The 22690-nt window shown below is 57.7% G+C and carries 19 protein-coding genes; 8 read left to right on the top strand and 11 right to left on the bottom strand.

All coding sequences use genetic code 11. From position 1 onward, the window contains the following. The coding region (locus tag EHO01S_RS02335; RefSeq protein WP_024522445.1) for an ABC transporter substrate-binding protein at positions 1–1447 on the bottom strand (1447 nt) is incomplete at its 3' end. Between the two features lie 218 nt (positions 1448–1665). Between EHO01S_RS02335 and rlmF the strand changes: the two genes are divergently transcribed. Continuing rightward, positions 1666–2565: a 23S rRNA (adenine(1618)-N(6))-methyltransferase RlmF gene (gene rlmF, locus EHO01S_RS02330; protein WP_232238280.1), complete on the top strand. Its 900-nt coding sequence runs from the start codon at positions 1666–1668 to the stop codon at positions 2563–2565. 62 nt (positions 2566–2627) lie between these two features. Here rlmF and glnQ read toward each other — a convergent pair whose 3' ends face one another. From glnQ to EHO01S_RS02310, 4 genes are all read right to left on the bottom strand, one after another. After that, positions 2628–3350, bottom strand: coding sequence for a glutamine ABC transporter ATP-binding protein GlnQ (glnQ, locus tag EHO01S_RS02325; RefSeq protein ID WP_024522443.1), 723 nt, complete (start codon positions 3348–3350; stop codon positions 2628–2630). After that, positions 3347–4003 (bottom strand): glutamine ABC transporter permease GlnP, encoded by a 657-nt coding sequence (gene glnP, locus EHO01S_RS02320; RefSeq protein WP_024522442.1) that lies wholly within the window; start codon positions 4001–4003, stop codon positions 3347–3349. Before glnP ends, glnQ begins: the two co-directional genes overlap by 4 nt. Positions 4004–4090: 87 nt before the next feature. Next, on the bottom strand, positions 4091–4837 hold the full coding sequence (glnH, locus tag EHO01S_RS02315) for a glutamine ABC transporter substrate-binding protein GlnH (protein WP_024522441.1): 747 nt from the start codon (positions 4835–4837) through the stop codon (positions 4091–4093). Positions 4838–5232: 395 nt separating this feature from the next. Next, positions 5233–5661, bottom strand: a complete 429-nt coding sequence (locus EHO01S_RS02310; RefSeq protein WP_024522440.1) for a nucleotide triphosphate diphosphatase NUDT15 — start codon at positions 5659–5661, stop codon at positions 5233–5235. Positions 5662–5941: 280 nt separating this feature from the next. Here EHO01S_RS02310 and fruB point away from each other — a divergent pair, with 280 nt between their 5' ends. Genes fruB through fruA form a run of 3 tightly spaced genes read left to right on the top strand, consistent with a single transcriptional unit; the run spans position 5942 to position 9731 of the window. After that, the gene (gene fruB, locus EHO01S_RS02305) at positions 5942–7078 is read left to right on the top strand and encodes a fused PTS fructose transporter subunit IIA/HPr protein (RefSeq protein WP_024522439.1); all 1137 of its coding nucleotides are present in this window, start codon (positions 5942–5944) and stop codon (positions 7076–7078) included. Then, entirely contained in the window at positions 7075–8013 is a 939-nt protein-coding gene (gene fruK / locus EHO01S_RS02300) for a 1-phosphofructokinase (protein ID WP_024522438.1), read from the top strand. Before fruB ends, fruK begins: the two co-directional genes overlap by 4 nt. A 14-nt stretch (positions 8014–8027) precedes the next feature. Beyond that, positions 8028–9731: a PTS fructose transporter subunit IIBC gene (gene fruA / locus EHO01S_RS02295; RefSeq protein WP_024522437.1), complete on the top strand. Its 1704-nt coding sequence runs from the start codon at positions 8028–8030 to the stop codon at positions 9729–9731. A gap of 56 nt (positions 9732–9787) precedes the next feature. On the opposite strand, the gene cycA is transcribed toward fruA, so the two are convergent. From cycA to EHO01S_RS02275, 3 genes are all read right to left on the bottom strand, one after another. Further along, positions 9788–11215, bottom strand: a complete 1428-nt coding sequence (gene cycA / locus EHO01S_RS02290; protein ID WP_024522436.1) for a D-serine/D-alanine/glycine transporter — start codon at positions 11213–11215, stop codon at positions 9788–9790. A gap of 251 nt (positions 11216–11466) precedes the next feature. Then, positions 11467–12063 carry a bifunctional murein DD-endopeptidase/murein LD-carboxypeptidase gene (gene mepS / locus EHO01S_RS02285; RefSeq protein WP_024522435.1) on the bottom strand — a complete coding sequence of 199 codons (597 nt, stop codon included), beginning with the start codon at positions 12061–12063 and terminating at the stop codon, positions 11467–11469. A 696-nt stretch (positions 12064–12759) separates the two neighbouring features. Further along, a complete protein-coding gene (locus EHO01S_RS02275; protein WP_024522433.1) occupies positions 12760–13758 on the bottom strand; it encodes a CobW family GTP-binding protein in 999 nt (332 codons plus the stop codon). A gap of 383 nt (positions 13759–14141) precedes the next feature. Here EHO01S_RS02275 and EHO01S_RS19470 point away from each other — a divergent pair, with 383 nt between their 5' ends. The 3 genes from EHO01S_RS19470 (at position 14142) to EHO01S_RS02260 (ending at position 17093) form a co-directional block, all read left to right on the top strand. Continuing rightward, on the top strand, positions 14142–14468 hold the full coding sequence (locus tag EHO01S_RS19470) for a YmdA family protein (RefSeq protein ID WP_024522432.1): 327 nt from the start codon (positions 14142–14144) through the stop codon (positions 14466–14468). 217 nt (positions 14469–14685) lie between these two features. Then, the gene (locus tag EHO01S_RS02265; protein WP_024522431.1) at positions 14686–15432 is read left to right on the top strand and encodes an FCD domain-containing protein; all 747 of its coding nucleotides are present in this window, start codon (positions 14686–14688) and stop codon (positions 15430–15432) included. 101 nt (positions 15433–15533) lie between these two features. Next, entirely contained in the window at positions 15534–17093 is a 1560-nt protein-coding gene (locus EHO01S_RS02260; RefSeq protein ID WP_024522430.1) for an EAL domain-containing protein, read from the top strand. Between the two features lie 188 nt (positions 17094–17281). Here EHO01S_RS02260 and EHO01S_RS02255 read toward each other — a convergent pair whose 3' ends face one another. After that, positions 17282–18754 (bottom strand): mannitol dehydrogenase family protein, encoded by a 1473-nt coding sequence (locus EHO01S_RS02255; RefSeq protein WP_024522429.1) that lies wholly within the window; start codon positions 18752–18754, stop codon positions 17282–17284. A 404-nt stretch (positions 18755–19158) separates the two neighbouring features. Between EHO01S_RS02255 and uxuA the strand changes: the two genes are divergently transcribed. After that, positions 19159–20349, top strand: a complete 1191-nt coding sequence (gene uxuA, locus EHO01S_RS02250) for a mannonate dehydratase (RefSeq protein WP_024522428.1) — start codon at positions 19159–19161, stop codon at positions 20347–20349. Positions 20350–20447: 98 nt separating this feature from the next. Here uxuA and yeiP read toward each other — a convergent pair whose 3' ends face one another. Both yeiP and mtr read right to left on the bottom strand, forming a co-directional pair. Next, positions 20448–21020, bottom strand: a complete 573-nt coding sequence (gene yeiP, locus EHO01S_RS02245; protein WP_005287912.1) for an elongation factor P-like protein YeiP — start codon at positions 21018–21020, stop codon at positions 20448–20450. A gap of 194 nt (positions 21021–21214) precedes the next feature. Beyond that, positions 21215–22465, bottom strand: coding sequence for a tryptophan permease (mtr, locus tag EHO01S_RS02240; protein ID WP_035370177.1), 1251 nt, complete (start codon positions 22463–22465; stop codon positions 21215–21217). Positions 22466–22690: the final 225 nt, after the last annotated feature.

The raw sequence follows: 22690 nt of genomic DNA, 5'->3' as shown, positions 1-22690 counted from the left end.
GCATGCCGAAATCATGGCGCCGAGCCAGCGCTGCGAACTGGCCGCGCGGGGCATAGCGGATATGCATGACTATCCCTAGTGTGGCCAGGCGGGTGCGCAGCGCGGCGACATAGTGCAACTGGCTCGCGTAGGGGAGTAACAAGGTAAAGGCGAAGCGTTGCCCGCTATGGAGATTGATCAATACCTCCCCCTGACGGCGCCAGCCTGCCTGCGTCAGCAGCGCCTGAGCCTGGCGCAGGGCCCTCTTTCCGGCACCTCCCGGGCGGTAAATATGGTGAAAGAGCGGCGGGGGCAATTGCGCTTGTAGCGGTGCCAGCCAGAGCAGTTCGGCGGCATCGGGGTAGGTGCGGGCCGCGTAGGGCGTTTGCTGAAAGTAGCTGTTCGTGCGGCGATAGGCCGCATGATACCAACGCTGGTTGAGGCGCGGAAAGTCGAAGGCTAGCGAGATGGCCTGGCGAACCCGTCGGTCGTGGAATAGGGACAATTGATTGTTGAACGCCAGCCAACGCGTCGCCTGGGCCGCTTGGCTCGTGCGCACGAGGCGAATGATTTGCCCTTGGCGCACGGCGCGTCCAGTGTATTGTTGCGCCCAGGCTGCGGGTGAGCGCTCCAAGCGGAGATCCAGTGCGTCGTGTAGAAAGGCCGCGCGTGCCGCGGCGTCATTGGGATAATAGTGGTAGCTCAGGATCGCGAAGTTATCACGCCCGCGGTTAACGGGCAGATCAGCGGCCCAGTAGTCGCTCAGACGTTGGTAGGTCACCGAATGACCGAGCCGGTAGCAGGCAACGCGGTAGGGGCCGCTGCCGATAGGCGGGGTGCGCAGTGGTTGGTCCAAGCGCTGATGGCGCCAGGCATGTTGTGGCAGGATAGGCAGTTGAGTCAACAGCGCGAAGATGCGTGCTTTATCGGGATGCGGTTGGTCGATGCGTAGCGATAATGGACTGAGTACCTGTAGCGTGACGCCGCGAAAGCGCTGGCGAAACGCGACGGGGCCTTGCTGCATCAGGGCATGAAAGCTAAAAACGACATCGCTGGCGCTGATCGGCGTGCGATCTTGAAAACGGGCTTGTGGGTTGAGGCGGATCTCAGCCCAACGAAAGCGTCGATCGGCGCGGATCGCGGAGCCGATCAAGGGATAGGCGCTGGCGGGCTCATCCGCCGACAAGGTGAACAGGGTATCGAACAGCCGGGCGCTGTGGATGGCCGGCGTCCCCTGTGCGGCGTAGGGATTAAAGTTATCGTAACTGCCGAGGGCGGCGAGGCGTAGGGTGCCGCCTTTAGGGGCCGCCGGATTGGCATAATCGAAATGATTGAAGCCGGCGGCGTAACGAGCTTGGCCGAATAGGGAGAGAGCGTAACGTTCGTCAATGCGGTCGGATTGGGCCGTCGCGCAGACACTCCAGCACAGTAGGAGCGCCGCCAGCGGCCGTGCGAGGGAGACAAACATGGCAAGCAGATTCCAGTGAGTGAGCGTGGGACACTGGCGGGAGCGCGCCACGCGGCATACGGCCATTGGCCGTGGGATAGCAACGCCAGTATACGCCAGACGCGCCGCTATTGCCGAGTGAGACGGAGTAGGTCTACGTCGGTGAAATGGGTATACTTGCCGCCCTGTATCCGTAATCCCCGACTTCGACGATGAATAACCAGCCAGTTACGCCGCCTGTGCGGCGGCAGAAAGCGAGCCTGCATCCCCGCAACCGCCATCAGGGGCGCTACGATATGGCGGCGCTATGTCAGGCATCGCCAGCCTTGCGTCCTTTCCTGCGCACCACTCCGCGCGGTGAAGCGAGCATCGATTTCGCTGACCCCCTGGCGGTACGCGCCCTGAATCAGGCGTTGTTAGCGCAGGTGTATGGCATCGCCCATTGGGATATTCCCGCACAGTTTCTCTGCCCGCCGATCCCGGGACGTGCCGATTACCTGCACTATCTGGCCGATCTGCTGGCTAGCCGGCGCTCGGATGGTCAGATCCCGCGCGGGGCACAGACGTGTATTCTAGACATCGGCACGGGTGCCAACTGTATCTATCCATTATTGGGGCAGGCCGAGTACGGCTGGCGTTTTACCGCCAGCGATATCTCGCCGCAGGCGCTGGCGGCGGCTACGGCGATTATTCAGGCTAACCCTGGGCTGGCGACGCGTATCCGGTTGCGGCGTCAGCGTCAGCCGCAGGCGATCTTCCACGGTGTCCTTAAACCTGGTGAGTGCTACGCCGCGACGATGTGTAATCCCCCATTTCACCGCGACGCTGTCGAGGCGGCGGCGGGCAGCCAGCGGAAACGGGCCAACCTGGGGCTAGCGACGACGGCCGCCGCGTTGAACTTTGGCGGTCAAGCGGATGAGTTGTGGTGTCCCGGAGGCGAGCAGGGCTTCATCCTGCGGATGATCGCTGAAAGTCGCGAGTTTGCAGAACAGGTGGGCTGGTTTACGTCGCTGGTGTCGAGGCGTGAGACGTTGCCAGCCTTGCGTAAGGCTTTGCGGGCCGTTCAGGCGCGCGAGGTGCGTGAGATCAGTATGGCACAGGGGCAGAAGGTGAGTCGTTTTATCGCCTGGCGCTTCTAAACGGCTGCGGTGAACAGGAGCACCCCAGCGGGCGCTCCTCTGTTTCTTGTCGGCCAGCGGCGTTAGGCGACGTGTTGTAGGAATTCGCGCAGACGTTCGTTGGGCGGGTTATGGATCAGCTGTTGTGGCTCGCCATCGGCGCTGATGCGTCCCTTATCGACGAAGATCAGTCGTGAGGCCACCTTCTCGGCAAAACCGATCTCATGGGTGACGATCACCATGGTCATGCCTTCTTCGGCTAGATCCTTCATTACCGTCAGGACTTCATGGCGCAGTTCGGGATCCAGCGCCGATGTCGGCTCATCGAACAACATTAACTTCGGTTTCACCGCTAGGGCGCGGGCGATGGCGACACGCTGTTGTTGCCCGCCGGACAGTTCGGAGGGGTAGTGATGGGCGCGCTCCGACAGTCCGACCTTGGCGAGCAGGACGCGGGCGCGCTGCTCGGCGTCTGCACGGCTCATGCCACGTACGCGCATCGGGCCGAACATGACGTTCTCCAGCGCGCTAAGATGAGGGAACAGATAGAACTGCTGGAATACCATTCCCGCCTCCTGGCGGATCAGACGCTCGTCCACCTTGGGATCGTTCACATCCATGCCATCGACTAACAGTTGGCCGCCGCTAATCACCTCTAACTTGTTGATGCAGCGTAGTAGGGTAGATTTTCCCGAGCCGGATGGGCCGATGATCACCACCACCTCGCCCGGCTGAATACGCAGGTTAATATCGTGTAGGACGGCGGTCTGACCGAAGCTTTTATCGACGTTTTTAAATTCAATCATATAATTTTCAATCTTCTTTCCAGACGGCGTAAGACAAAGCTGAGGGCGAGCGTCATGATCAGATAGATCACGGCGACAGCGCTCCAAATCTCCATGGCGCGGAAGTTACCGGCGATGATCTCTTGACCCTGGCGGGTCAGTTCGGCGACGCCGATGACGATAAACAGTGAGGTATCCTTGATGCTGACGATCCACTGATTACCCAGCGGCGGCAGCATGCGGCGCAGCGCCAGCGGCATGATCACGTAGCGTAAGGTATCGCGCCGCGACAGTCCCAGCGCCAGGCCGGCCTCGCGGAAGCCGCTGTGGATGGAAAGCACCGCCCCGCGCGTGATCTCGGCGATATAGGCTCCGGAGTTGATCATGATGGTGGTGACGGCGGCGGTGAAAGGATCGATACGCAGCGGCATCATCATCGGTAAGGCGAAGTAGATAAACATCACCTGCACCACGATGGGCGTGCCGCGGATCAGCTCGATGAACACCAAGGCGACGTGGTTGCTTAGCCAGCCGCCAAAGGCGCGAGCGAAGCCGGCGGCCAGGCCGATGACCAGGCCGCCGAGTAGCCCTAGCACCGAGATCCAGAGGGTGAGTTTGGCGCCTTCCAGCAACAGCGGGATGGCATCCCAGATGGCGCTCCAGTCAAACTGCATGTTGATTCTCCTGGTAAAACGAGATTGTTACCGTGCAACGCCCATGCGGGCAAAGGGGGCGCCCGATAGGCGCCCAAAGCATGACGATTATTTCGGTTCGACACCGAACCATTTTTTATAGATGGCGGCGTAAGTGCCGTTTTCTTTCAGAGTTTTCAACGCACCGTTGACCTGTTCGCGTAACGCATCGCTGCCTTTCGGGAAGGCGATGCCGTAGGCTTGGGCTTCCAATGAATCGCCCACCGCCTTGAACTGACCGTTACCGGCGGTCTTGATAAAGTAGAGGATGTTCGGCGTATCGTGCAGCACGGCGTCGGCACGGCCGGTAGCCAACTCCAGATAGGCGTTATCGATGTTAGGGAACTGGCGCAGATCCTTGCTCTTCACGTGCGCTTTTGCGTAGTCCACCCCGGCGGTACCGCTCTTGACGGCTAACACCTTACCATCCAGATCCTTGATGCCTTTGATCTCGGCGTTATCGCTCTTAACCATCACTATCAGGCCGCTGTTGTAGTAGCCGTCGGAGAAGTCGATGGCCTTCTTCCGCTCTTCCGTGATGCTGATCCCGGCCAGTGCCAGATCGACGTTATGGGTTTGCAATGCCGGAATGATGCCGCTGAAATCCATCGGCTTCAGGGTATAGCTTAGGTGCAGCTGTTTAGCGATGGCCTCCCACAGATCGATATCGAAGCCGACATACTTGTCACCTTTCTTAAACTCGAAGGGGACGAAGGCGGTGTCGGTGGCGACGATCAGCGGTTTTTCCGCCGCCTGCGCGCTGAGGGCGAAGGTGAGGGCGAGGGCGGCTACAGAGGCTTTCAACAGTGATTTCATTGTAATGGTTCCTTGTCGTGGCGATAACCCGCTGGGCGGTGTCCCGTCATGCTACGCGTCAGCGACGCGAATCAGGACACGGCCTTATGTTTTCCCGTTTACTAATGAAAAAAACGTGCCAACAATTTATTTTTATTTATTATCAATGAATTATAGTCATATTTGCCATTGATGCCTCGTAGCGTATGGAGCGGGTGGCATAAAATTGCACTGTTTTTGTGCGTCGTGATTTATTTTGGTGCAGCGATGGGGCAGAGGTGAACAGGGTTGGTGCAGTAGAAGATGATTGTACAAAATAACGACAGTCATCATCTTCATTGTAGAGGCATTTTTATGTTATGCGGCAGCGCTCCGCGACGGTGCGGGCGCACCATGGCGGAGCGTCGCAGCCCGCCTTAGCCGTGCTCCGCCTGATAACACTGTTGTGTCAGCCAGAGCGCGACCCCTTGGCGACAGGCATCGAAACAGGGCTGTGGTAGCTGATGTGGATCGCACCACTGCCAGCCTTCGCACTTATGTGGCTCACAACGCAACGCTTCGCCTTTCTCTGGTGCCGCGACCTGCATAATGATGGAGACGGTATGGACGCCCTCCTCTTGCCAGGTCTGTAGATTGTTGGTCACACCAACAAAGCGCGGCGTCGCTATTTGCAGCGCGCACTCTTCGGCGACTTCACGTATCGCCGTCTGTTCGAAGCTCTCGCCCGCCTCGACATGACCGCCGGGGATAGACCAGTAGGGGGCGTGACTGCCGCAGCGTTTTCCCAGCAGGATTTGGCCGGCCGCATTCACAATGATTACGCCGACCCCCACATTGACTGCCATGTATATTCCTCCATCAGCAAATTTCAGCCACTCCATTGTCGCACGTCGGATTGCGCGATGACAGCCTTCAGCAAAAATGTGCTGAAGGTCTAAAATTTAGTCAGCTATCGGGAGAAGTTCTTGCTTAACCTGCTTAGAAATACCAGACTAATAGAAACGATTCAGCGGTATAAGCTGGGGTGCCTTAGGCGAGTCGGTTTTATTTTTTACCCCATAAAGCTGAAACGATTCAATTCGCCGATGTGCATGACGCAGGCGCGACAACGAGGAGCATCCATCTATGTTTCATCTGACCCTACAGGATATTCACCTGGCTGCGGAAGCGGGAAATAAAGAAGAGGCCATCAGGCAGGTTGCGGCGGCCTTGGTTCAGGCCGGCTATGTCGGCGAAGGCTATGAGCAGGGCATGTTACAACGTGAGAAACAGACGCCGACCTATTTGGGTAACGGTATCGCCATTCCTCACGGCACGACCGATACCCGCGAGCAGGTGCGGAAGACTGGGGTTCAGGTGTTTCAGTTCCCGCAGGGGGTGGACTGGGGAGAGGGGCAGCGCGCCTATGTGGTGATCGGCATCGCCGCCCAGTCCGACGAACATTTGGCGCTGCTGCGTCAGTTGACACATGTGTTGGGTGACGAGAGTGTCAGCCGTGAATTAGCGCAAACGACGTCGGCTGAAACCCTACGCAGTTTGTTACTCGGCGAGCGTCGCGTCGCTGAGTTCCGTTTCGATATCAGCATGATCGCTCTGGATGTAGAGACGGATAACCTGATGACACTACAGGCGCTGAATGCCGGACGTCTACAACAATGTGGTGCAGTGGGGAGTGAGTTTGTCAGTGATGTCATCACTCGCCCCCCATTGTGCCTCGGCCAAGGGATCTGGCTATGTGATAGCGCGCTGGGCGTCAACGCCAGCGCGGCGGCGGTGGCGCGTGTGCGTCAGCCATTTGAGGTTGATGGTGAACGTGTAGCCTTGCTGCTGACGGTCGCCATGGCCGATGCCCAACCGGAAGGGATGCTGGATTACCTGAGCCGTTTGCTGCTACAGCAACAAGCTGAACGTTTGCTGACGGCACAGAGTGCAGCGGAGGTGCTGGCCTACCTGACCAGTGAGCTGACGGATCAGCAGCTCAGCTTGAGCGCCGAGTTTACCATCCGCAATGTGCATGGATTGCATGCCCGTCCGGGCGCACAACTGGTGAATACCATCAAGCAATTTGCAAGCCAGATAACCGTTGCCAACCTTGATGGCAGCGGGGTTCCGGTCAATGGCCGCAGTCTGATGAAAGTCGTCGCACTGGGGGTTAAAAAAGGTCACCGTCTGCGTTTTACTGCCAGCGGCAGCGACGCGCAGCAGGCTTTAGACGTTATTGGTCAGGCCATCGCAGATGGCCTCGGCGAGGAAATATCATGAGTAGAAGAGTAGCAACCATCACCTTAAACCCGGCTTACGATCTGGTTGGCTATTGTGCCGAGATCGAGCGCGGTGAAGTCAACCGGGTGCAGACCGCCGGGCTGCATGCCGCGGGTAAGGGGATCAACGTCGCTAAAGTGCTGAAGGATCTGGGCATCGATGTGACAGTAGGCGGTTTTCTGGGCAAGGACAACCAAGATGGTTTTCAGCAGTTGTTCAGCGAGCTGGGGATCGCCAACCGCTTTCAAGTCGTACCGGGACGCACACGCATCAATGTGAAGCTGACGGAGAAAGATGGCGCGGTCACCGACTTTAACTTCTCCGGTTTCGACGTCAGCAAGAGTGACTGGGATCGTTTCGTCAATGATTCGCTCAGTTGGTTGGGACAGTTCGATATGGTGTGTGTCAGCGGCAGTCTACCGGCTGGCGTGGCGGCGGACGACTTCACCGACTGGATGCGACGTCTGCGCAGTCAGTGCCCGTGCATCATCTTCGACAGCAGTCGCGAGGCGTTGGTCGCCGGACTGAAGGCGGCACCGTGGTTGGTGAAGCCGAATCGTCGCGAGCTGGAGATTTGGGCAGGCCGTGCGTTGCCGACCTTGGCGGATGTGGTTGGCGCGGCGCATGCGCTGCGTGACCAGGGGATCGCCCATGTGGTGATTTCGCTCGGCGCCGAAGGTGCGCTGTGGGTCAACGCCTCTGGCGCCTGGCTGGCGAAGCCGCCGGCGGTTGAGGTTATCAGTACTGTCGGGGCCGGTGACTCGATGGTGGGCGGGCTGATTTATGGCCTGATGATGCGCGAATCCAGCGAACATACCCTACGACTGGCCACGGCAGTGTCTGCCTTGGCGGTTAGCCAGAGCAATGTTGGCATTACCGATCGGACTCAACTTGCCGCGATGATGGCGCGCGTGGAGCTCGATCCTTTTAACTGATTGCGGAGGGCGAGATGAATACCCTACTGATTACCGAAGGTGCGCAGGGCGAAGCCCGTTGTTTCCTGGCCCGGCGTATGCTGGAAGCGGCAGGTCAACAGCGGCAGATTAGCTGGGTGACCCACCCGCAGGAGGCGGAGTTGGTGTTGTTTATCGGCGACGATGAGCCTCAGGATGCGGCGCTGGAAGGACGGCGCGTTTACCGCGCCACGGTGGTCGAGGCGATCCGTCAGCCGGCGGAGTTATTGGCCCGGGCACAACGCGATGCCACGCCTTACCATTATGTGGCACCGGTGGCGCCTGTCGCGGGGGCACGCCCGCTGCGGCTGGTGGCGGTCACCGCCTGCCCGACTGGGGTGGCCCACACCTTTATGGCGGCCGAGGCGTTAGAGGCGGAGGCGCGACGCCGTGGTTGGCAGGTCAAGGTCGAGACGCGTGGATCGGTAGGGGCGGGTAATGCCATCACGCCAGAAGAGGTGGCTCAGGCCGATTTGGTGGTGGTGGCGGCCGACATCGAGGTGGATCTGGCGAAGTTCGCCGGAAAGCCGATGTATCGGACCAGCACCGGCTTGGCGCTGAAGAAGAGCGCACAGGAACTGGATAAGGCGCAACGGGAGGCGGTGATCTATCAACCAGCATCCGCGGCGAGCGCACCGGCGACGGCGAACGGCAAGAAGGAAGCGGGCGGTGCCTATCGCCATCTGCTGACCGGCGTTTCCTATATGCTGCCGATGGTGGTGGCGGGGGGGTTATGCATCGCGCTCTCTTTCGTCTTCGGTATCCAGGCCTTTAAGGAGCCGGGTACGCTGGCAGCGGCGCTGATGCGGATCGGCGGGGACTCGGCTTTCGCCTTGATGGTGCCGGTCTTGGCCGGCTATATCGCCTTCTCCATCGCCGATCGTCCCGGCCTGACGCCAGGGCTGATCGGCGGGATGTTGGCGGTCAGTCTCGGTTCCGGTTTTATCGGTGGCATCATCGCCGGTTTCCTCGCCGGCTATGTCGCGCGCGCCATTAGTAACGGCCTCAAGCTACCCGCCAGCATGGAGGCGCTGAAGCCGATCCTGATCATCCCGCTGTTATCGAGTCTCATCGTCGGTCTGGCGATGATCTATGTTATCGGTACGCCGGTGGCCAAGATCCTGGCGTGGCTGACGCACTGGTTGCAAACCATGGGGACGGCCAATGCAGTGATCCTGGGGGCAATCCTCGGGGCGATGATGTGTACCGACATGGGGGGGCCGGTTAACAAGGCTGCCTATGCTTTCGGCGTCGGGTTGCTCAGTACCCAGACCTATGGCCCGATGGCCGCCATCATGGCCGCCGGGATGGTACCGCCGCTGGCGATGGGGCTGGCGACGCTGGTGGCGCGACGCAAATTCGCTGCAAGCGAGCGAGAGGGCGGCAAGGCGGCGGTGATCTTAGGGCTATGCTTTATCACCGAGGGGGCGATCCCCTTCGCCGCCCGTGACCCGATGCGTGTCTTGCCGTGCTGTATCCTGGGCGGCGCGTTGACCGGGGCGTTATCGATGCTGTTCGGCGCCAAGCTGATGGCACCGCACGGTGGGTTGTTTGTCCTGCTGATCCCTGGTGCGATCTCGCCGGTGTTGCCTTACCTGTTGGCCATCGTAGCTGGGACGCTGTTGAGCGGGCTGTTGTATGCCCTGATCAAGCAGCCGGACGGCAGCCAGGCGCAAGCGGAGCAGGCGACGGCACACTAAGCGTCTTTTTCGTGACCCAGAGGCGGGGGAGTCGACAGGCTCCCCCGCTTTTTTATTTATACTGCATCGCGTTCTTGCTGCTGGGTGCCCATAGTGTGACGGTGAGTGAAACGCCAGCCGATGGCCAGGGCGATAAACCACAGCGGAGTGACCATTAACGCCTGGCGGGTATCGTTTTCCAGCGTGAGCAGGATCAGCACGCCGAGTAGAAACACTAGGCATACCCCACTCATTACGATGCCCAGAGGCATCGGGTAATGAGAGGCAGCATGGTGTTGCGGGTAACGCCGCCGGTAGACCAAATAGCTGCATAGGATGATCGACCAGACAAACATAAACAGTACCGCTGAGACTGTGGTTATCAGGGTGAAGACGGTGATGACGTTAGGGATCAGGTACAGCAGCACCACCCCACCCGTGAGGCATAAACAAGAGAACAGTAACCCGGCGGCGGGGACCGATCGTGGCGACAGGCGGGCGAAGCGTCGGGGGGCTAAGCCGCTCTGTGCCAGCCCATACAGCATGCGGCTGGTAGAGAAGATACCGCTATTGGCGGAAGAGGCGGCGGAGGTCAGCACCACGAAGTTGACGATTCCGGCGGCGGCCGGTAATCCAGCCAGTACGAACAGCTCGACAAATGGGCTTTTGTTTGCCACCACCTGGTGCCAGGGGGTGACGATCATAATGCTACACAGCGCCAGGACGTAGAACATGATGATGCGCAGCGGTATGGCATTGATCGCTTTGGGTAGTACTTGCTGCGGGTTGCGGGTCTCTGCCGCCGTGGTGCCGACCAACTCGATGCCGACAAAGGCGAAAACAGCAATCTGAAACCCGGCGAAGAATCCACTGATCCCATGGGGGAAGAGGCCATCGCGCCACAGGTTGCTGAAGGCGGCCTGCTCGCCGGAGGGGGAGCGGAAACCCGTGAACGCCATGCCGAAGCCGATCAGGATCAACGCGATGATGGCGATGATCTTGATCATTGCAAACCAGAACTCGGTTTCGCCGAACAGCTTGACTGTGACCAAGTTGAGCGAGAGCAACAGGATTACGCAGGAGAGCGAGATGATCCAGTCCGCCAAGTGGGGAAACCAGAAGTGGGCATAGGCAGTAATGGCAACCACGTCGGCCATCCCGGTGACCACCCAGCAGAACCAATAGGTCCAACCGGTAAAGTAGCCGGCCCGTGGCCCGAGCAGATCGGTGGCGAAGTCGCTGAATGATTTATATGCCAGGTTGGAGAGTAGCAGTTCGCCCATCGCCCGCATCACGAAGAACAGCATGAAGCCAATGATCATATAAACGAATATGATCGATGGGCCCGCCAAGCTGATGGTTTTGCCTGAGCCCATAAATAGGCCGGTGCCGATGGCTCCTCCGATAGCGATGAGTTGAATGTGGCGATTGCTCAGATGACGCTGTAGCTGCTCTCCCGGGGGCGCGTCGGAATGGGCTTCCTGTGGTGCGATGCGATTTTCCATGTCTGCTCTTCCTGTCTGATTAGCGTGAGGAAAGGCGTCGGCTTGCGTCATGTCGCGCTCTGTCGCCGTTGCCGCAATGTTGCTTCTGCGCTATGAATAGTAGGGGCTGTTGCATATTTTGCATACAGCGACGAGGTCGTTATGTTAATAAAATGTGTGTTTTTATGTAAGCGTTGGTTTTTGCGTGGGGGAGGGATAGCAAAAACGCTGCCGAGGCAGCGTTTGAGTGGGACAGGAAAACGGTCGGTATATCAGCTGTGCGTATCGGTCTGCGCGAGTTGGACGCCAGGCAGGACGCGACGCGCCTCACGGTAGCGTTTATTCCAGTAAGCCTCGTTCAGGCTAGAGATGGTCACGCCACTACTGGTAGAGGCATGCACGAACTGATCATTGCCTAGGTAGATGCCGACATGACGCCCGGTAGAGCCGGCACGAAACAGCACCAAATCGCCGATACGGAGCTTGGAACGCTTAATGGCGCGCCCGCTTCCCTCCTGCTGAGAGGTGGAACGCGGCAGCTCTAAGCCGAATTGTTCACGGAAAGTTCGTTGCACGAAAGCCGAGCAGTCGATGCCACGCTTGCTATCGCCGCCCAAACGGTAACGGACGCCTTTCCAGCTCGCGTACTGATCCATGATCTTGGACTTGATGTCCACATTGCGCACCATCTCTTCGAATTCATCCTGAGACGCTTGCAGTAAAAGGTTATCTTTGTTGGTAACCGCATGCGTATCAGTTTGAGCGTAGTGATCGCGAGGTGCTGTGGTACATGCTGAAAGTAACACTGCGACGGCGATGGCGGGTGCCAGGCGCAGAATGTATCTCAGAACTGGTTGAGACTTGACCATTATAAACCGTTTCCCTTGTTGTCCTTAACGACCTGTCATGTCGCTATCTAAAAATGACCCTTCCTGAGACTAATTTCCGCGTGAGAGGCTGACAATCACACTAGGGTAGAATTGTGCAGCAGAACACACTTTTTGTCCTGTTTTATTCCTATCGCCGGCAAAAATTTGCGCCTGCAAAAGTAAAATTATGGAATAAACGTCAGGTTATCGCCTGTCTCTTGGGGGATATTCAGTAGAAGCTACTAAGCTAATCATATGTAAAACAGACAAATATATGACTTATTCTCCTGATCTGCGCCGCCTTATTATAAGGAGGAAAAAACGAAACGGGGAGAGATATCTTATCAATAAGTAAGCAATGGTTTAATTTGACACATTTAGTAATATATTCGCCTGTAATCTCTCCAGATTATCCTTTTCTCGAGGCCATTTTACCGTCTAACCCTCGCCGCCGTTTCCATTGGTAGCGGAAGCGATGGAGATGACGAGGGGGTTCCCAGCTAGCACCATCTCCTGACCTTTCGATAGGGTGCACATGTCTCCGGTGCGCTGAAGGGGGGACTCGCGCGCCCTGGTCGAGGCGTCGTGCCGATAACAGGGGGCGGTATGCCAGACGCGGTTTGGCATACCGCCGTACCGTCACGCCGCCCGCTCTTGCTCCTGACTATGGGCATGTGGGGAGGGCGAGCATCGGGGTTAGTGTGCGTCGTCGTCGACTTGGCGGCGTGTGCGCAACTTTAATAGTGCGCTCTGCAAGCTGTTCCAATCCGCCTCGGCGTCGTGGATCACCTCGATGCGGCTATCCGGTGGCACGACGGGGCTGGTTTCGATGTGGAAATCCTCCCCTTGGCGGTTGACGCGCAGCGTCCCTTCGGCGACGCGTAAGACGCCCTTGATGCGGCGCAGCGGGGTGAGGCGTACCCACTCCAGTAGACCGACGGTATCGAAGACGCTGTCTGCATTAAAGATCCAGCCGCAACTGTAGTATCCCTGGCCTTGATTGAGCGCCCGGCGCCACCCCTGACCCGGTTGTAGCCGTAAGGCGGCGATGCCGGAAGCGGTAGCCGAGATGGCATGATGATGCCTGGATGCGGGGAGGGCGGGCGCGGGTAGGCGTGGTGTATCGAGCCAGCGAGCGTCGAGTTGACCTTGTTGAGTCTCGATCAGCGTGCGTTCGGCCGCATGTTGCTGCCACCACTGCTGTAAACGCTCACGTGTCTCGCTGTCGTAGGTATCGCACTTGTTCGCCACGATGATATCCGCGACGGCCAGTTGGGCGTTGAAGCTCTCATCATGACGTAGGCGCTCCTCGCCAAGTTGACGCGCATCTAGCAGGCATAGGGTTGCCTGGAGTGTCAGCCAAGCATGGTAGCTGTCACTTGAGAGTTGTCGCAGGATCTGGCTGGGGTGACCTAACCCAGTCGGTTCGATCAGTAACCGATCGGGCTGCTCCTTCAATAGCGTGTTTAAGCCGATTTGCATCGGCAACCCATTGACGCAACAAAGACATCCACCGGGGATCTCCTTCAATAGGGCACCACTATCGGCCAGTAATGCGCCGTCGATGCCGATTTCGCCAAATTCATTGACCAGTATGGCCCAGCGTTCCTGCGCCGGCTTGTGGGCCAGTAGATGGCGTAGGGTCGTGGTTTTGCCGCTGCCGAGAAAACCGGTGATCACATTTACACGGGTCATTGTCTATTCCTTCTCCGTTTTATCTACCGCACCGGGAGAAACGGATGTTTTGTGAGGGGGAAAACATTCTTGAGAAAAATTGACGGCGAGACAACCCCAAAAGTGTCGAGGATTTACGCGAACACCATGTATTTAATCATTACTTGGCATTTTGTGCACTGTGTTTAAGTGTTTTATCCTAAGATTTAATTTTTATTTGGTTTTTAATTCTGTATTGGTTTCTGTAGAAGAAATAACTGAAGTTTTGATCTGGATAGCCGTTATTAATCAATGAGTTCTGCTATGTTTCAAGGAGGATGTTAACAAGGAATGTCTCTGTTTTTTCAGCCATTATTGCCTAGGCAGGGTGAAAAAACGCAGTAACTTGACGACAGGAGTGATATATGAAGCGCGAGTATTTATCACTGTTTAAGGTTGTCGCTGTGGGGATGTTATTGATGGCCGGATTGGCCGTAGGACCCGCCCAAGGCCAAAGCTCGGGTGTAGTCCATTTTGGAGGTATAATTGAGGAGGATGGCTGTCAGGTTAATGTGGTAAATAATCAGGTTCATTCCTCGTGTTATCGTGATGGTAAGCGCCAGAGGGTCAAACACGATATCGGTAGACTATACGAGGCCGATTGGCGTCTACCTGCTCAGGTGGGGGAAGGCCGTTTGATCTGGATGGACACGGCGCATACTCAGGCACTGATCACTGTCGTGTATCGTTGATGCTCCTGCCCGGGACGTTCCGGCGCGAGCGGGAACGTCCTTTCTAGCATGGGTTGTCTTGTTGGGAGGCACCCTGTTGTCTTATCTGCTTTTTCCTTAACGAATCAACGCTGTGATACAATCAGCCCAAGCTAGACGCAGCAGCGTATAATTCTTGGCAATTGGCCTGTCCAATTGTAGTTTTCTCTGCACCAGCGCATATCCAGAGGGGCAAGCCATGAGATTGTATCAGGAAGTGGGCAACACGCTACGTGCCGCTATTGCACGCGGCGAGTATCCTATCGGGGAGCGTTTGCCCCCAGAGCGCGATATCGCCGAGCAGTTCGATGTGAGCCGGAGCGTGGTGCGCGAGGCGTTGATCATGTTGGAGTTAGAGCATTTGATCGACGTACGCAAGGGGTCGGGGGTGTATGTGGTCGCCCTTCCCCAGCATGTCACGGGCCCCCGAATACGCAACCTTGACGAGAATACCTTCGGGCCGTTTGAACTGCTTCAGGCGCGTCAGTTGCTGGAGAGTGAGGTCGCCGCCTTCGCCGCTACCCAGGCTACTAAATCTGATATTTTGCAGATGCGTCAGGCTATCGAGCAGGAGCGCCAGGCGTTAAATGGCGGCAGCGCTGATGAGAGCGCCGATGAGCGCTTTCACTGCTTGCTGGCGCAATCGACGCAAAACAGCGTCTTGGCTGGGATGGTGAAAGAGGCTTGGCAGGCCCGCCAGCATAACCCGCTGTGGGCGGGACTGCACGGTCATACCCAGGACTTCAGCTATCGTTGGGATTGGCTGGAGGATCATCAGAAGATCTTGCAGGCGGTGCTGCGCCGCGACGCCCTCGCCGCCAAACAAGCCATGTGGCAGCACTTGGAGAATGTGAAAGCTAAACTATTAGCGATCTCTAACCCGGATGATCCGGGATTTGACGGCTATCTGTTCGACTCCACCCCGGTACGACTAGACGCTAAGTAATCATAGATGATGAGCGCTGACTCTCTGGGGTAAAGGGCGAGTGGGTAGCGGATAGCATGGCGTGCGCTATGGTGCGTCAGGCGAGAGCGAGGCACAGAGGAATGAGGCGACTGGGCGCTGAGCGTTGGCGTGGTTATCTCCGCCCGCTGTTTTCTGCAGGGGCGGTAAGCGTAGTGCTGTTCTTGGCGGTGATCACTGTCTCATGGCAGGCATCGCGAGGTCTGAATAATTCGGCGCATCAACGTATCACGCTTGCCCTTGGGCAAATTGAGGAGGCGTTAGACAATGCCCGTCTGGCTTCCGATGCCGTGTTACGTTACGCCGGCCAACCCTGTGACCCCACAGTACACGCCGCGCTGGCCTTCCAGGTGACCACGGTACCCGATGTGCGTTCGGTTAACCTGGCGCGGGATAATAGCATCTACTGCTCGTCGTTGTACGGCGCTATTCAGCGTGACCTCGGTCATGAGCGTTATAGCCAGAGTCGCCTGACCCTCATGCCACATAATCAGATCACGCCGAACCGTTCGCTGTTGGTGTTCAGTACGCCGGGACCGGAGAATACCAGCGTGTTAGTCGGGATCGATGGCTACTACCTGCGTAATATTTTACGCTCCCTGAGCGAGCCGACGCCCTTGTATCTGCATATCGGCGAGCGTTGGATGGATGCACGTGGCCAAGTCGTCGAAGCATTGCCGCCGATTGCGGGCCAGCGCATCGTGCAACGGGCGCCCCACTATGCGGTTTCGGTGGTCACGACGATCCCGACTAACCGCCACTGGGCCTATATCTTGGATTATTCACGCGGCAGCTTGGTGCTGTTTCTGGGATTAGCCATCGTGTTTGGCGTAGTGACCTACCACCTGGTGGGGCAGGTGAATACCCCGGTTGCCTACCTGCGTGAGGCATTGCGTCGCCATCAGTTCATTCCCTATATTCAACCGGTGGTTAGCGGTCAGGATGAGCGATTGGTGGGGTGCGAGATCTTGATGCGTTGGCGACATCCCCAAGTGGGGCTGATCCCGCCGAACAACTTCATTCCATTGGCCGAAGATAGCGGGCTCATCGTACCGATGACACGCGACATGATGCAGCAGGTCAGCGACTATTTCGCCCCGCGTTGTCGTAGTTTGCCTGCGGGGTTTCACTTTGGTTTTAATATCAGCGCCAGCCATTTTAACGATCTCAGCCTGGTCGAGGAGTGCCGCCGTTTCATCGCGGCCTTCCAGGAGAATCCGATTCAATTGGTGTTGGAGTTAACGGAGCGGCAGCGTGTCCCCGATGGCGAGTTGACTGAGCGTATTTTCGACGAGTTGCACGCGTTGGGCGTATTGCTGGCGTTGGATGACTTCGGTACTGGTCACTCTAGCTTGGCTTATCTACAGCGTTACCAGTTCGATATTTTGAAGATCGATCAGAGTTTTGTGCAAATGATTGGCAGCGATGCCTTATCTGAGCATATTGTGGATACGGTCATCACCTTGGCGAAACGTTTAAACATGGTGACGTTGGCCGAGGGGGTGGAGTCGGCGCTACAGTTACAGCATTTACGCGCTTACCACTTGGATTTTTTGCAAGGGTATTGGTTTGGTCGGCCATCCTCTCTTACCGATTTTACCCAGCACTGGCTGGTCAATACACATACTGAGCCCATGAGATAACACAGCATGTTATTGCATGGCGTGTTATCACAACAGGCTTTGTTTCCTAATTTGCCATTAGCTATCTGTATGTGGCATTGGTCTTTCATTAGACGGACATTGCAGGTTGGGGCGTCGGCCAAGCGCAGGCTCCGAGAGGAAGCCTGCGAGGGGATGGGCAGGCAGCGGCGAGGCTGCCTGTTTTATTTTTACTCTTGTGCGGCTAATTCAGCGCAGGTCCGTGCCGCCCCCTGGTGCATCAGCTTCAGGTAGGCGCTGGTGACTGCGTCGACGAAGCGTGGCGCTTGAGGTAACGCATCGCCGAACACGGCGCTGAGCGCTAATAACGCCTGGACGCGTTCGACACCATCCGCGCTGTTCGCTACACATTGTTGCAGCGTCTCCTGCATCGGGTCACGCACGTCGATCGGCTGTCCGGCATCATCGATGGCCCCGACATAACGCATCCACGCGGCTACCCCCAATGCTAGACAAGGGAAGGCGCTGCCGTGCGCCAGATGCCAGCGAATGGAGTCCAGCATGCGCTGCGGTAGCTTCTGGGTGCCGTCCATGGCGATCTGCCAAGTGCGATGTTTCAGGGCTGGGTTACTGTAACGCTCGATTAGCAACGCGGCGTAGCGCGCCAGATCGACGCCACTGACGCTCAGGGTGGGGGCTTGCTCTTGCAGCATCAGGCGATGGGCGTCTTGACGGTAGGCGGCCTCTTCCATGCAGTCATTGATATGCTGATAGCCCGCCAGATATCCCAGGTAGGCGAGGAAGGAGTGGCTGCCGTTGAGCATGCGTAGCTTCATCTCCTCGTAGGGCAGCACGTCGTTGACCAGTTCAGCGCCAGCGATCTCCCATTCTGGACGTCCGGCGACGAAGTTGTCCTCCACGACCCATTGAATAAAGGGTTCGCAGGCGATGCCACACGGATCGTCGATGCCGAGTGCCGCACTGATCTCCGCCAGCGTCTCGGCGGTAGCCGCCGGTACGATGCGATCAACCATGGTGCTGGGGAAGGTGACATTGGCGTCGATCCAGGCGGCCAGCTGTGGGTCACGCGCCTGGGCCAGATCCAGCACCGCGTTCTTCACCACATGGCCGTTTTCCGGGATATTGTCGCAGGAGAGAACGGTGAAGGGGAGCAGACCACGCTCGCGACGTAGACGCAACGCCTCAACGATGGCGCCGGGAGCGGACGCGGGTTGGTGTGGGGTAGCCAGATCGGTCCGGATCAACGGGTTGTTCAGATCTAAACGTCCGCTACCCGGCTCGATGCAGTAGCCTTTCTCGGTCACCGTCAACGAGACGATGGCCACCTGTGGCTCGGCCATTTTCTCGATCACCGCCTCGATCCCGTCGAGGGCCGCGTGCAGTGACTCGTGTACCGCCCCAACTACGATCGCCTGATTGTGGCTGGCGCCCTTTTCCAGTACACAATATAGATGATCCTGTTGGCGTAACTGCTCGATCAGGGCTTCGCCACCGATCAGGTTCACCTCACAGTATCCCCAATCACCGCCTTGTTGATTCAAGACGCGATCGGTTAATAATGCCTGATGCGCGCGGTGAAAGGCGCCAAAACCCAGGTGTACGATACGGGACTTCAGGGCGCTACGATCGTAGGACGGGCGCTGCACATCGGCCGGTAATGTATAGTTGGCGAGGTTTTTCATTCGGAGCTCCATCTAATGGATGAGAGAAGCAGCGCCGCCCTGGCGGCCTGTTTCATAACAATACGCACAAAGGTGTTAGACCACTTTATTTCGCGCCGTCGCCTGAAGTAGGCTAAGCCTACACGTGCTTACAGGGTGGTCAGACAGCATCACATGGGCTTGCAGTCTAAATTGATATGACAGAAAATCAAATTGGTTAGTCCAAAATTCCCCGATAATCGTGAGACGGATCAACCAATGAGATTTTCGCTTTTGACAGGCGCATCGGGATGCGTCAGGGTAAAGCTGAGTGATATCTGTGACGATTTGGTATGACAGATTGTGCCGGCGATGGCCGTGAAACGTGAAATCTGTCTGACCCGTCAGAGCAGTACCCGTTAACACACCGCAGAAGGTAACAGTAGATGGAACAAACTTGGCGTTGGTATGGTCCGAACGATCCGGTTTCCCTTGATGATGTCCGCCAGGCTGGAGCGACCGGCGTCGTGACGGCGTTGCATCACATTCCGAACGGCGAGGTTTGGCGTGTTGAGGAGATTGAGCAGCGTAAGGCAATGCTGGCTGAAAAGGGATTGACCTGGTCGGTGGTAGAGAGTGTTCCTGTTCACGAAGATATTAAAACGCAGACCGGTGACTATCAGCGTTATATCGATAACTACAAGCAGAGTCTGCGTAATCTGGCAGCCTGTGGTATCGATACCGTCTGCTATAACTTTATGCCGGTGCTGGATTGGACGCGTACCGATCTAGAGTTTTTGATGCCGGATGGCTCCAAGGCACTGCGCTTCGATCAGATCGCCTTCGCCGCTTTCGAACTGCATATCTTGCAGCGTCCGGGGGCCGAACAGGATTACAGCGCGGAGGAGCAGCACCAGGCCAAGGCCTACTTCGAGGCGATGAATGAGGCTGAGGTGGCCAAGCTGACGGGCAACATCATCGCCGGACTGCCGGGCGCGGAAGAGGGGTATACCCTGGATCAATTCCGCGCGCGCCTGGCCGAATATGACGGTATCGATAAGGCGCAGCTGCGTGAGCATATGGCCCACTTCCTGCGTGAGATTGTCCCGGTGGCCGAAGCCTGTGGTCTGCGCCTGGCGGTGCATCCGGATGATCCGCCGCGTCCGATCCTCGGTCTGCCGCGCATCGTCTCTACCATCGAAGACATGCAGTGGTTGAAAGAGACTGTCGACAGTATCTACAACGGTTTTACCATGTGCACCGGCTCTTACGGTGTGCGCGCCGATAACGATTTAGTGGAGATGATCGAACGCTTTGGCGATCGGATTCACTTCACTCACCTGCGTGCCACCTGCCGTGAGGATAACCCGAAGAGCTTCCATGAAGGGGCGCATCTTCAAGGGGATGTCGACATGTTCGCCGTGGTCAAGGCGATCCTGACGGAAGAGCATCGTCGTCAGCAGGCGGGCGATCTGCGGCCGATCCCGATGCGTCCGGATCACGGTCACCAGATGCTGGACGATCTGAAGAAGAAAACTAACCCGGGCTACTCCGCCATCGGGCGCCTGAAGGGCTTGGCCGAGGTGCGCGGTGTCGAGTTGGCGATCAAGCGTGTCTACTTCCCGCAGATGAAGTGAGCCTCTCTGCGCCTCGGCGTATGAGATAACAAACAGGGGGACGCATTGCGTCCCCCTGTTGCGTACTGGCGGCGTCGCCTACCGCATAGGTGGCCGACTTAGTCGGCGCGTCCCATAAAGCGGCGCTCTTCGACGTGAATACGGATCTTCTCGCCGTTGCTCAGATACTCCGGTACCTGGACGACCAGCCCGGTCGGCAGGGTAGCCGGTTTGGTGCGTGCACTGGCGGAGGCACCCTTGATGCTCGGGGTCGTCTCGACGATTTCCATGTCGACGGTCTGCGGTAGTTCGAGTGCCAGTACCTGGCCTTCCATGGTCAGCACCTGCATCCCCGGGATGCCGCCTTCCGGGATAAACAGCAGCTCTTCTTCGATTTGCTCTTTCTTGAAGGTGTATGGGGTGTAGTCTTCGTCATCCATAAACACATACTCGTCGCCGTCGATGTAAGAGAAGGTGACGGGACGACGGCTCAGGGTGATGGTCTCCAGCAGATCGTCGCCTTTAAAGCGCTCTTCTACTTTCAGCCCGGTACGCACGTCGGAGAAACGCATTTTGTACAGGGTTGCTGCGCCGCGCGCGCTGGGGGACTGGATATCAATATCGCGGACCAACAGTAGCTTACCGTTGTAGTTTACCGCCATACCGCGTTTGATTTCGTTAGCTCTGGCCATGATTGCAATACCTTAAAAAAACAGCGGGGTTATTCGGCCGCGCTCCCATCCGTTCCGGGTGTCACTGACGATACGGCGGGAGGCAGTCAGGTGGCGACACACTACCCGTACGCCGCGTTTCAGGCAAGGGGAGGCGGCGGAAAAAGTGGCCTCGACGGGAAAAGAGGCGCCCCGAAGAACGGGGCGCACGTCGTCTAGCGGTAGATCGGTAACAGATTGAACAGAGAAAGAATATGGGCGATGGCATTGAGTAAGCCAAAGCCGATCACCAAGGCGATGACCACGCCACCGCCCGGCACCCGATAGCTGGCCTGGGCAAAGCGGCGACGGCTGGCGCGTGCCATCAGCGCCGGGACAATTACCGCCCAGATGGTGGCCGCCAGACCGGCGAAACCGATGGCGTACAGGAAACCGTTGGGGAATAGCAGGGCGCCGATGGTCGGCGGTACGAAAGTGATCAGCGCGCTCTTGGCGCGGCCACTCGGCGTATCGGCGAACTTCAGCATATCGGCGATATAGTCGAACAGCCCCAGGGAGACACCAAGGAACGAGCTGGCCAGTGCCATATAGGAGAACGCGTTTAACAGTTGCGTCACTAACGGGCTACTGGCGACACTGCCCATCTGCTTGAGCAAGCTGCCGATGTTACCCCCTTCGGCAATAATCTGGCGGAAAGCCGCCCGGCTGATATTGCCCTGGATCACATACTGCCAGAAGAGGTAGATCACCAAGGCGATCAAGGTACCGTACAGCAGGCTCCGTACCACCGCCCGACTGTCCTTGTTGTAATACTTGACCAGCCCCGGCACGTTGCCATGGTAACCGAACGAGGTCAGCAGGTAGGGCATGGCGGCCAGCGCATAAGGCAGGTAATTGGCCTGTTCGTCACCGCGATCGAACAGGATAGCGGGATCAACATGGGTGAACATGTCCCCGGTCGATAGCAGGAAAGTGATCACCATCCCACCGATCAGCACGGTGCTCAGACGATCCACCGCTCGCGTCGACAGCCAGACGATGAAACCGATCAGCAGGGCGAAGACCCCGCCGGCCAACGGTTGGCCGACCTCGGCCAGTGGGGCCAGCGTATGGGTGATGATCGAGCCGCCGGCGGAGATATAGGCGTAGGTCAGGATATACAGCACGAAGGCGATAGACAGCCCATTGAGGCTATTCCAGCCCTTGCCCAACAGATCGCCAACCATGGTATGGAAGCTGGCTCCGGCCGGGTAGTGCAGATTGCTCTCCAGGATCATCAGGCCGGACAGGTACATGCAAGCCCAGGTGACGATCAGCAGGACGACGGAGAGGCTGAACCACACCCCGGCGGTGACGACGGGGATGGAAAACATACCGGCGCCGACGGCGGTTCCGGCGATGATCATTGCTCCGCCCAAGATTGAAGGACGCGGCAATGCGGTGGTCAAAGTCTGCTCCATGGTCATCGGTGACTCCTGAGGATTCTTGTGTACTAGCGCAATAGTACGACGCGGTGCGTAGAAAGTAAACCGGAGAATCGACGTGTGCCAAAGAAAAAGGCGTGGGGTGGACGGTCACCCTGCACGCCAGACAAGAGAAACATGCGGTTCGGCAGCGTCGTGATGTTTTTTTCTCCGCCGGGGCTAGCCGACGGGACGAGGCTTTGTTAGGGTAAGCGCCCCACCGAGTGA

The organism is Edwardsiella hoshinae NBRC 105699 = ATCC 33379, assembly GCF_000474215.1.
Classification (GTDB): domain Bacteria; phylum Pseudomonadota; class Gammaproteobacteria; order Enterobacterales; family Enterobacteriaceae; genus Edwardsiella; species Edwardsiella hoshinae.
This window is presented reverse-complemented; position numbering and strand designations above follow the sequence as displayed.

Bases quoted from the DNA above. Each gene is read 5' to 3' on its own strand.
- glnP (WP_024522442.1), bottom strand. From the start codon at position 4,003: ATGCAGTTTGACTGGAGCGCCATCTGGGATGCCATCCCGCTGTTGCTG.
- cycA (WP_024522436.1), bottom strand. From the start codon at position 11,215: ATGGAAAATCGCATCGCACCACAGGAAGCCCATTCCGACGCGCCCCCG.
- uxuA (WP_024522428.1), top strand. From the start codon at position 19,159: ATGGAACAAACTTGGCGTTGGTATGGTCCGAACGATCCGGTTTCCCTT.
- EHO01S_RS02255 (WP_024522429.1), bottom strand. From the start codon at position 18,754: ATGAAAAACCTCGCCAACTATACATTACCGGCCGATGTGCAGCGCCCG.
- mepS (WP_024522435.1), bottom strand. From the start codon at position 12,063: ATGGTCAAGTCTCAACCAGTTCTGAGATACATTCTGCGCCTGGCACCC.
- EHO01S_RS02275 (WP_024522433.1), bottom strand. From the start codon at position 13,758: ATGACCCGTGTAAATGTGATCACCGGTTTTCTCGGCAGCGGCAAAACC.
- fruA (WP_024522437.1), top strand. From the start codon at position 8,028: ATGAATACCCTACTGATTACCGAAGGTGCGCAGGGCGAAGCCCGTTGT.
- glnQ (WP_024522443.1), bottom strand. From the start codon at position 3,350: ATGATTGAATTTAAAAACGTCGATAAAAGCTTCGGTCAGACCGCCGTC.
- fruK (WP_024522438.1), top strand. From the start codon at position 7,075: ATGAGTAGAAGAGTAGCAACCATCACCTTAAACCCGGCTTACGATCTG.
- EHO01S_RS19470 (WP_024522432.1), top strand. From the start codon at position 14,142: ATGAAGCGCGAGTATTTATCACTGTTTAAGGTTGTCGCTGTGGGGATG.
- EHO01S_RS02260 (WP_024522430.1), top strand. From the start codon at position 15,534: ATGAGGCGACTGGGCGCTGAGCGTTGGCGTGGTTATCTCCGCCCGCTG.
- mtr (WP_035370177.1), bottom strand. From the start codon at position 22,465: ATGACCATGGAGCAGACTTTGACCACCGCATTGCCGCGTCCTTCAATC.
- EHO01S_RS02310 (WP_024522440.1), bottom strand. From the start codon at position 5,661: ATGGCAGTCAATGTGGGGGTCGGCGTAATCATTGTGAATGCGGCCGGC.
- EHO01S_RS02265 (WP_024522431.1), top strand. From the start codon at position 14,686: ATGAGATTGTATCAGGAAGTGGGCAACACGCTACGTGCCGCTATTGCA.
- fruB (WP_024522439.1), top strand. From the start codon at position 5,942: ATGTTTCATCTGACCCTACAGGATATTCACCTGGCTGCGGAAGCGGGA.
- yeiP (WP_005287912.1), bottom strand. From the start codon at position 21,020: ATGGCCAGAGCTAACGAAATCAAACGCGGTATGGCGGTAAACTACAAC.
- glnH (WP_024522441.1), bottom strand. From the start codon at position 4,837: ATGAAATCACTGTTGAAAGCCTCTGTAGCCGCCCTCGCCCTCACCTTC.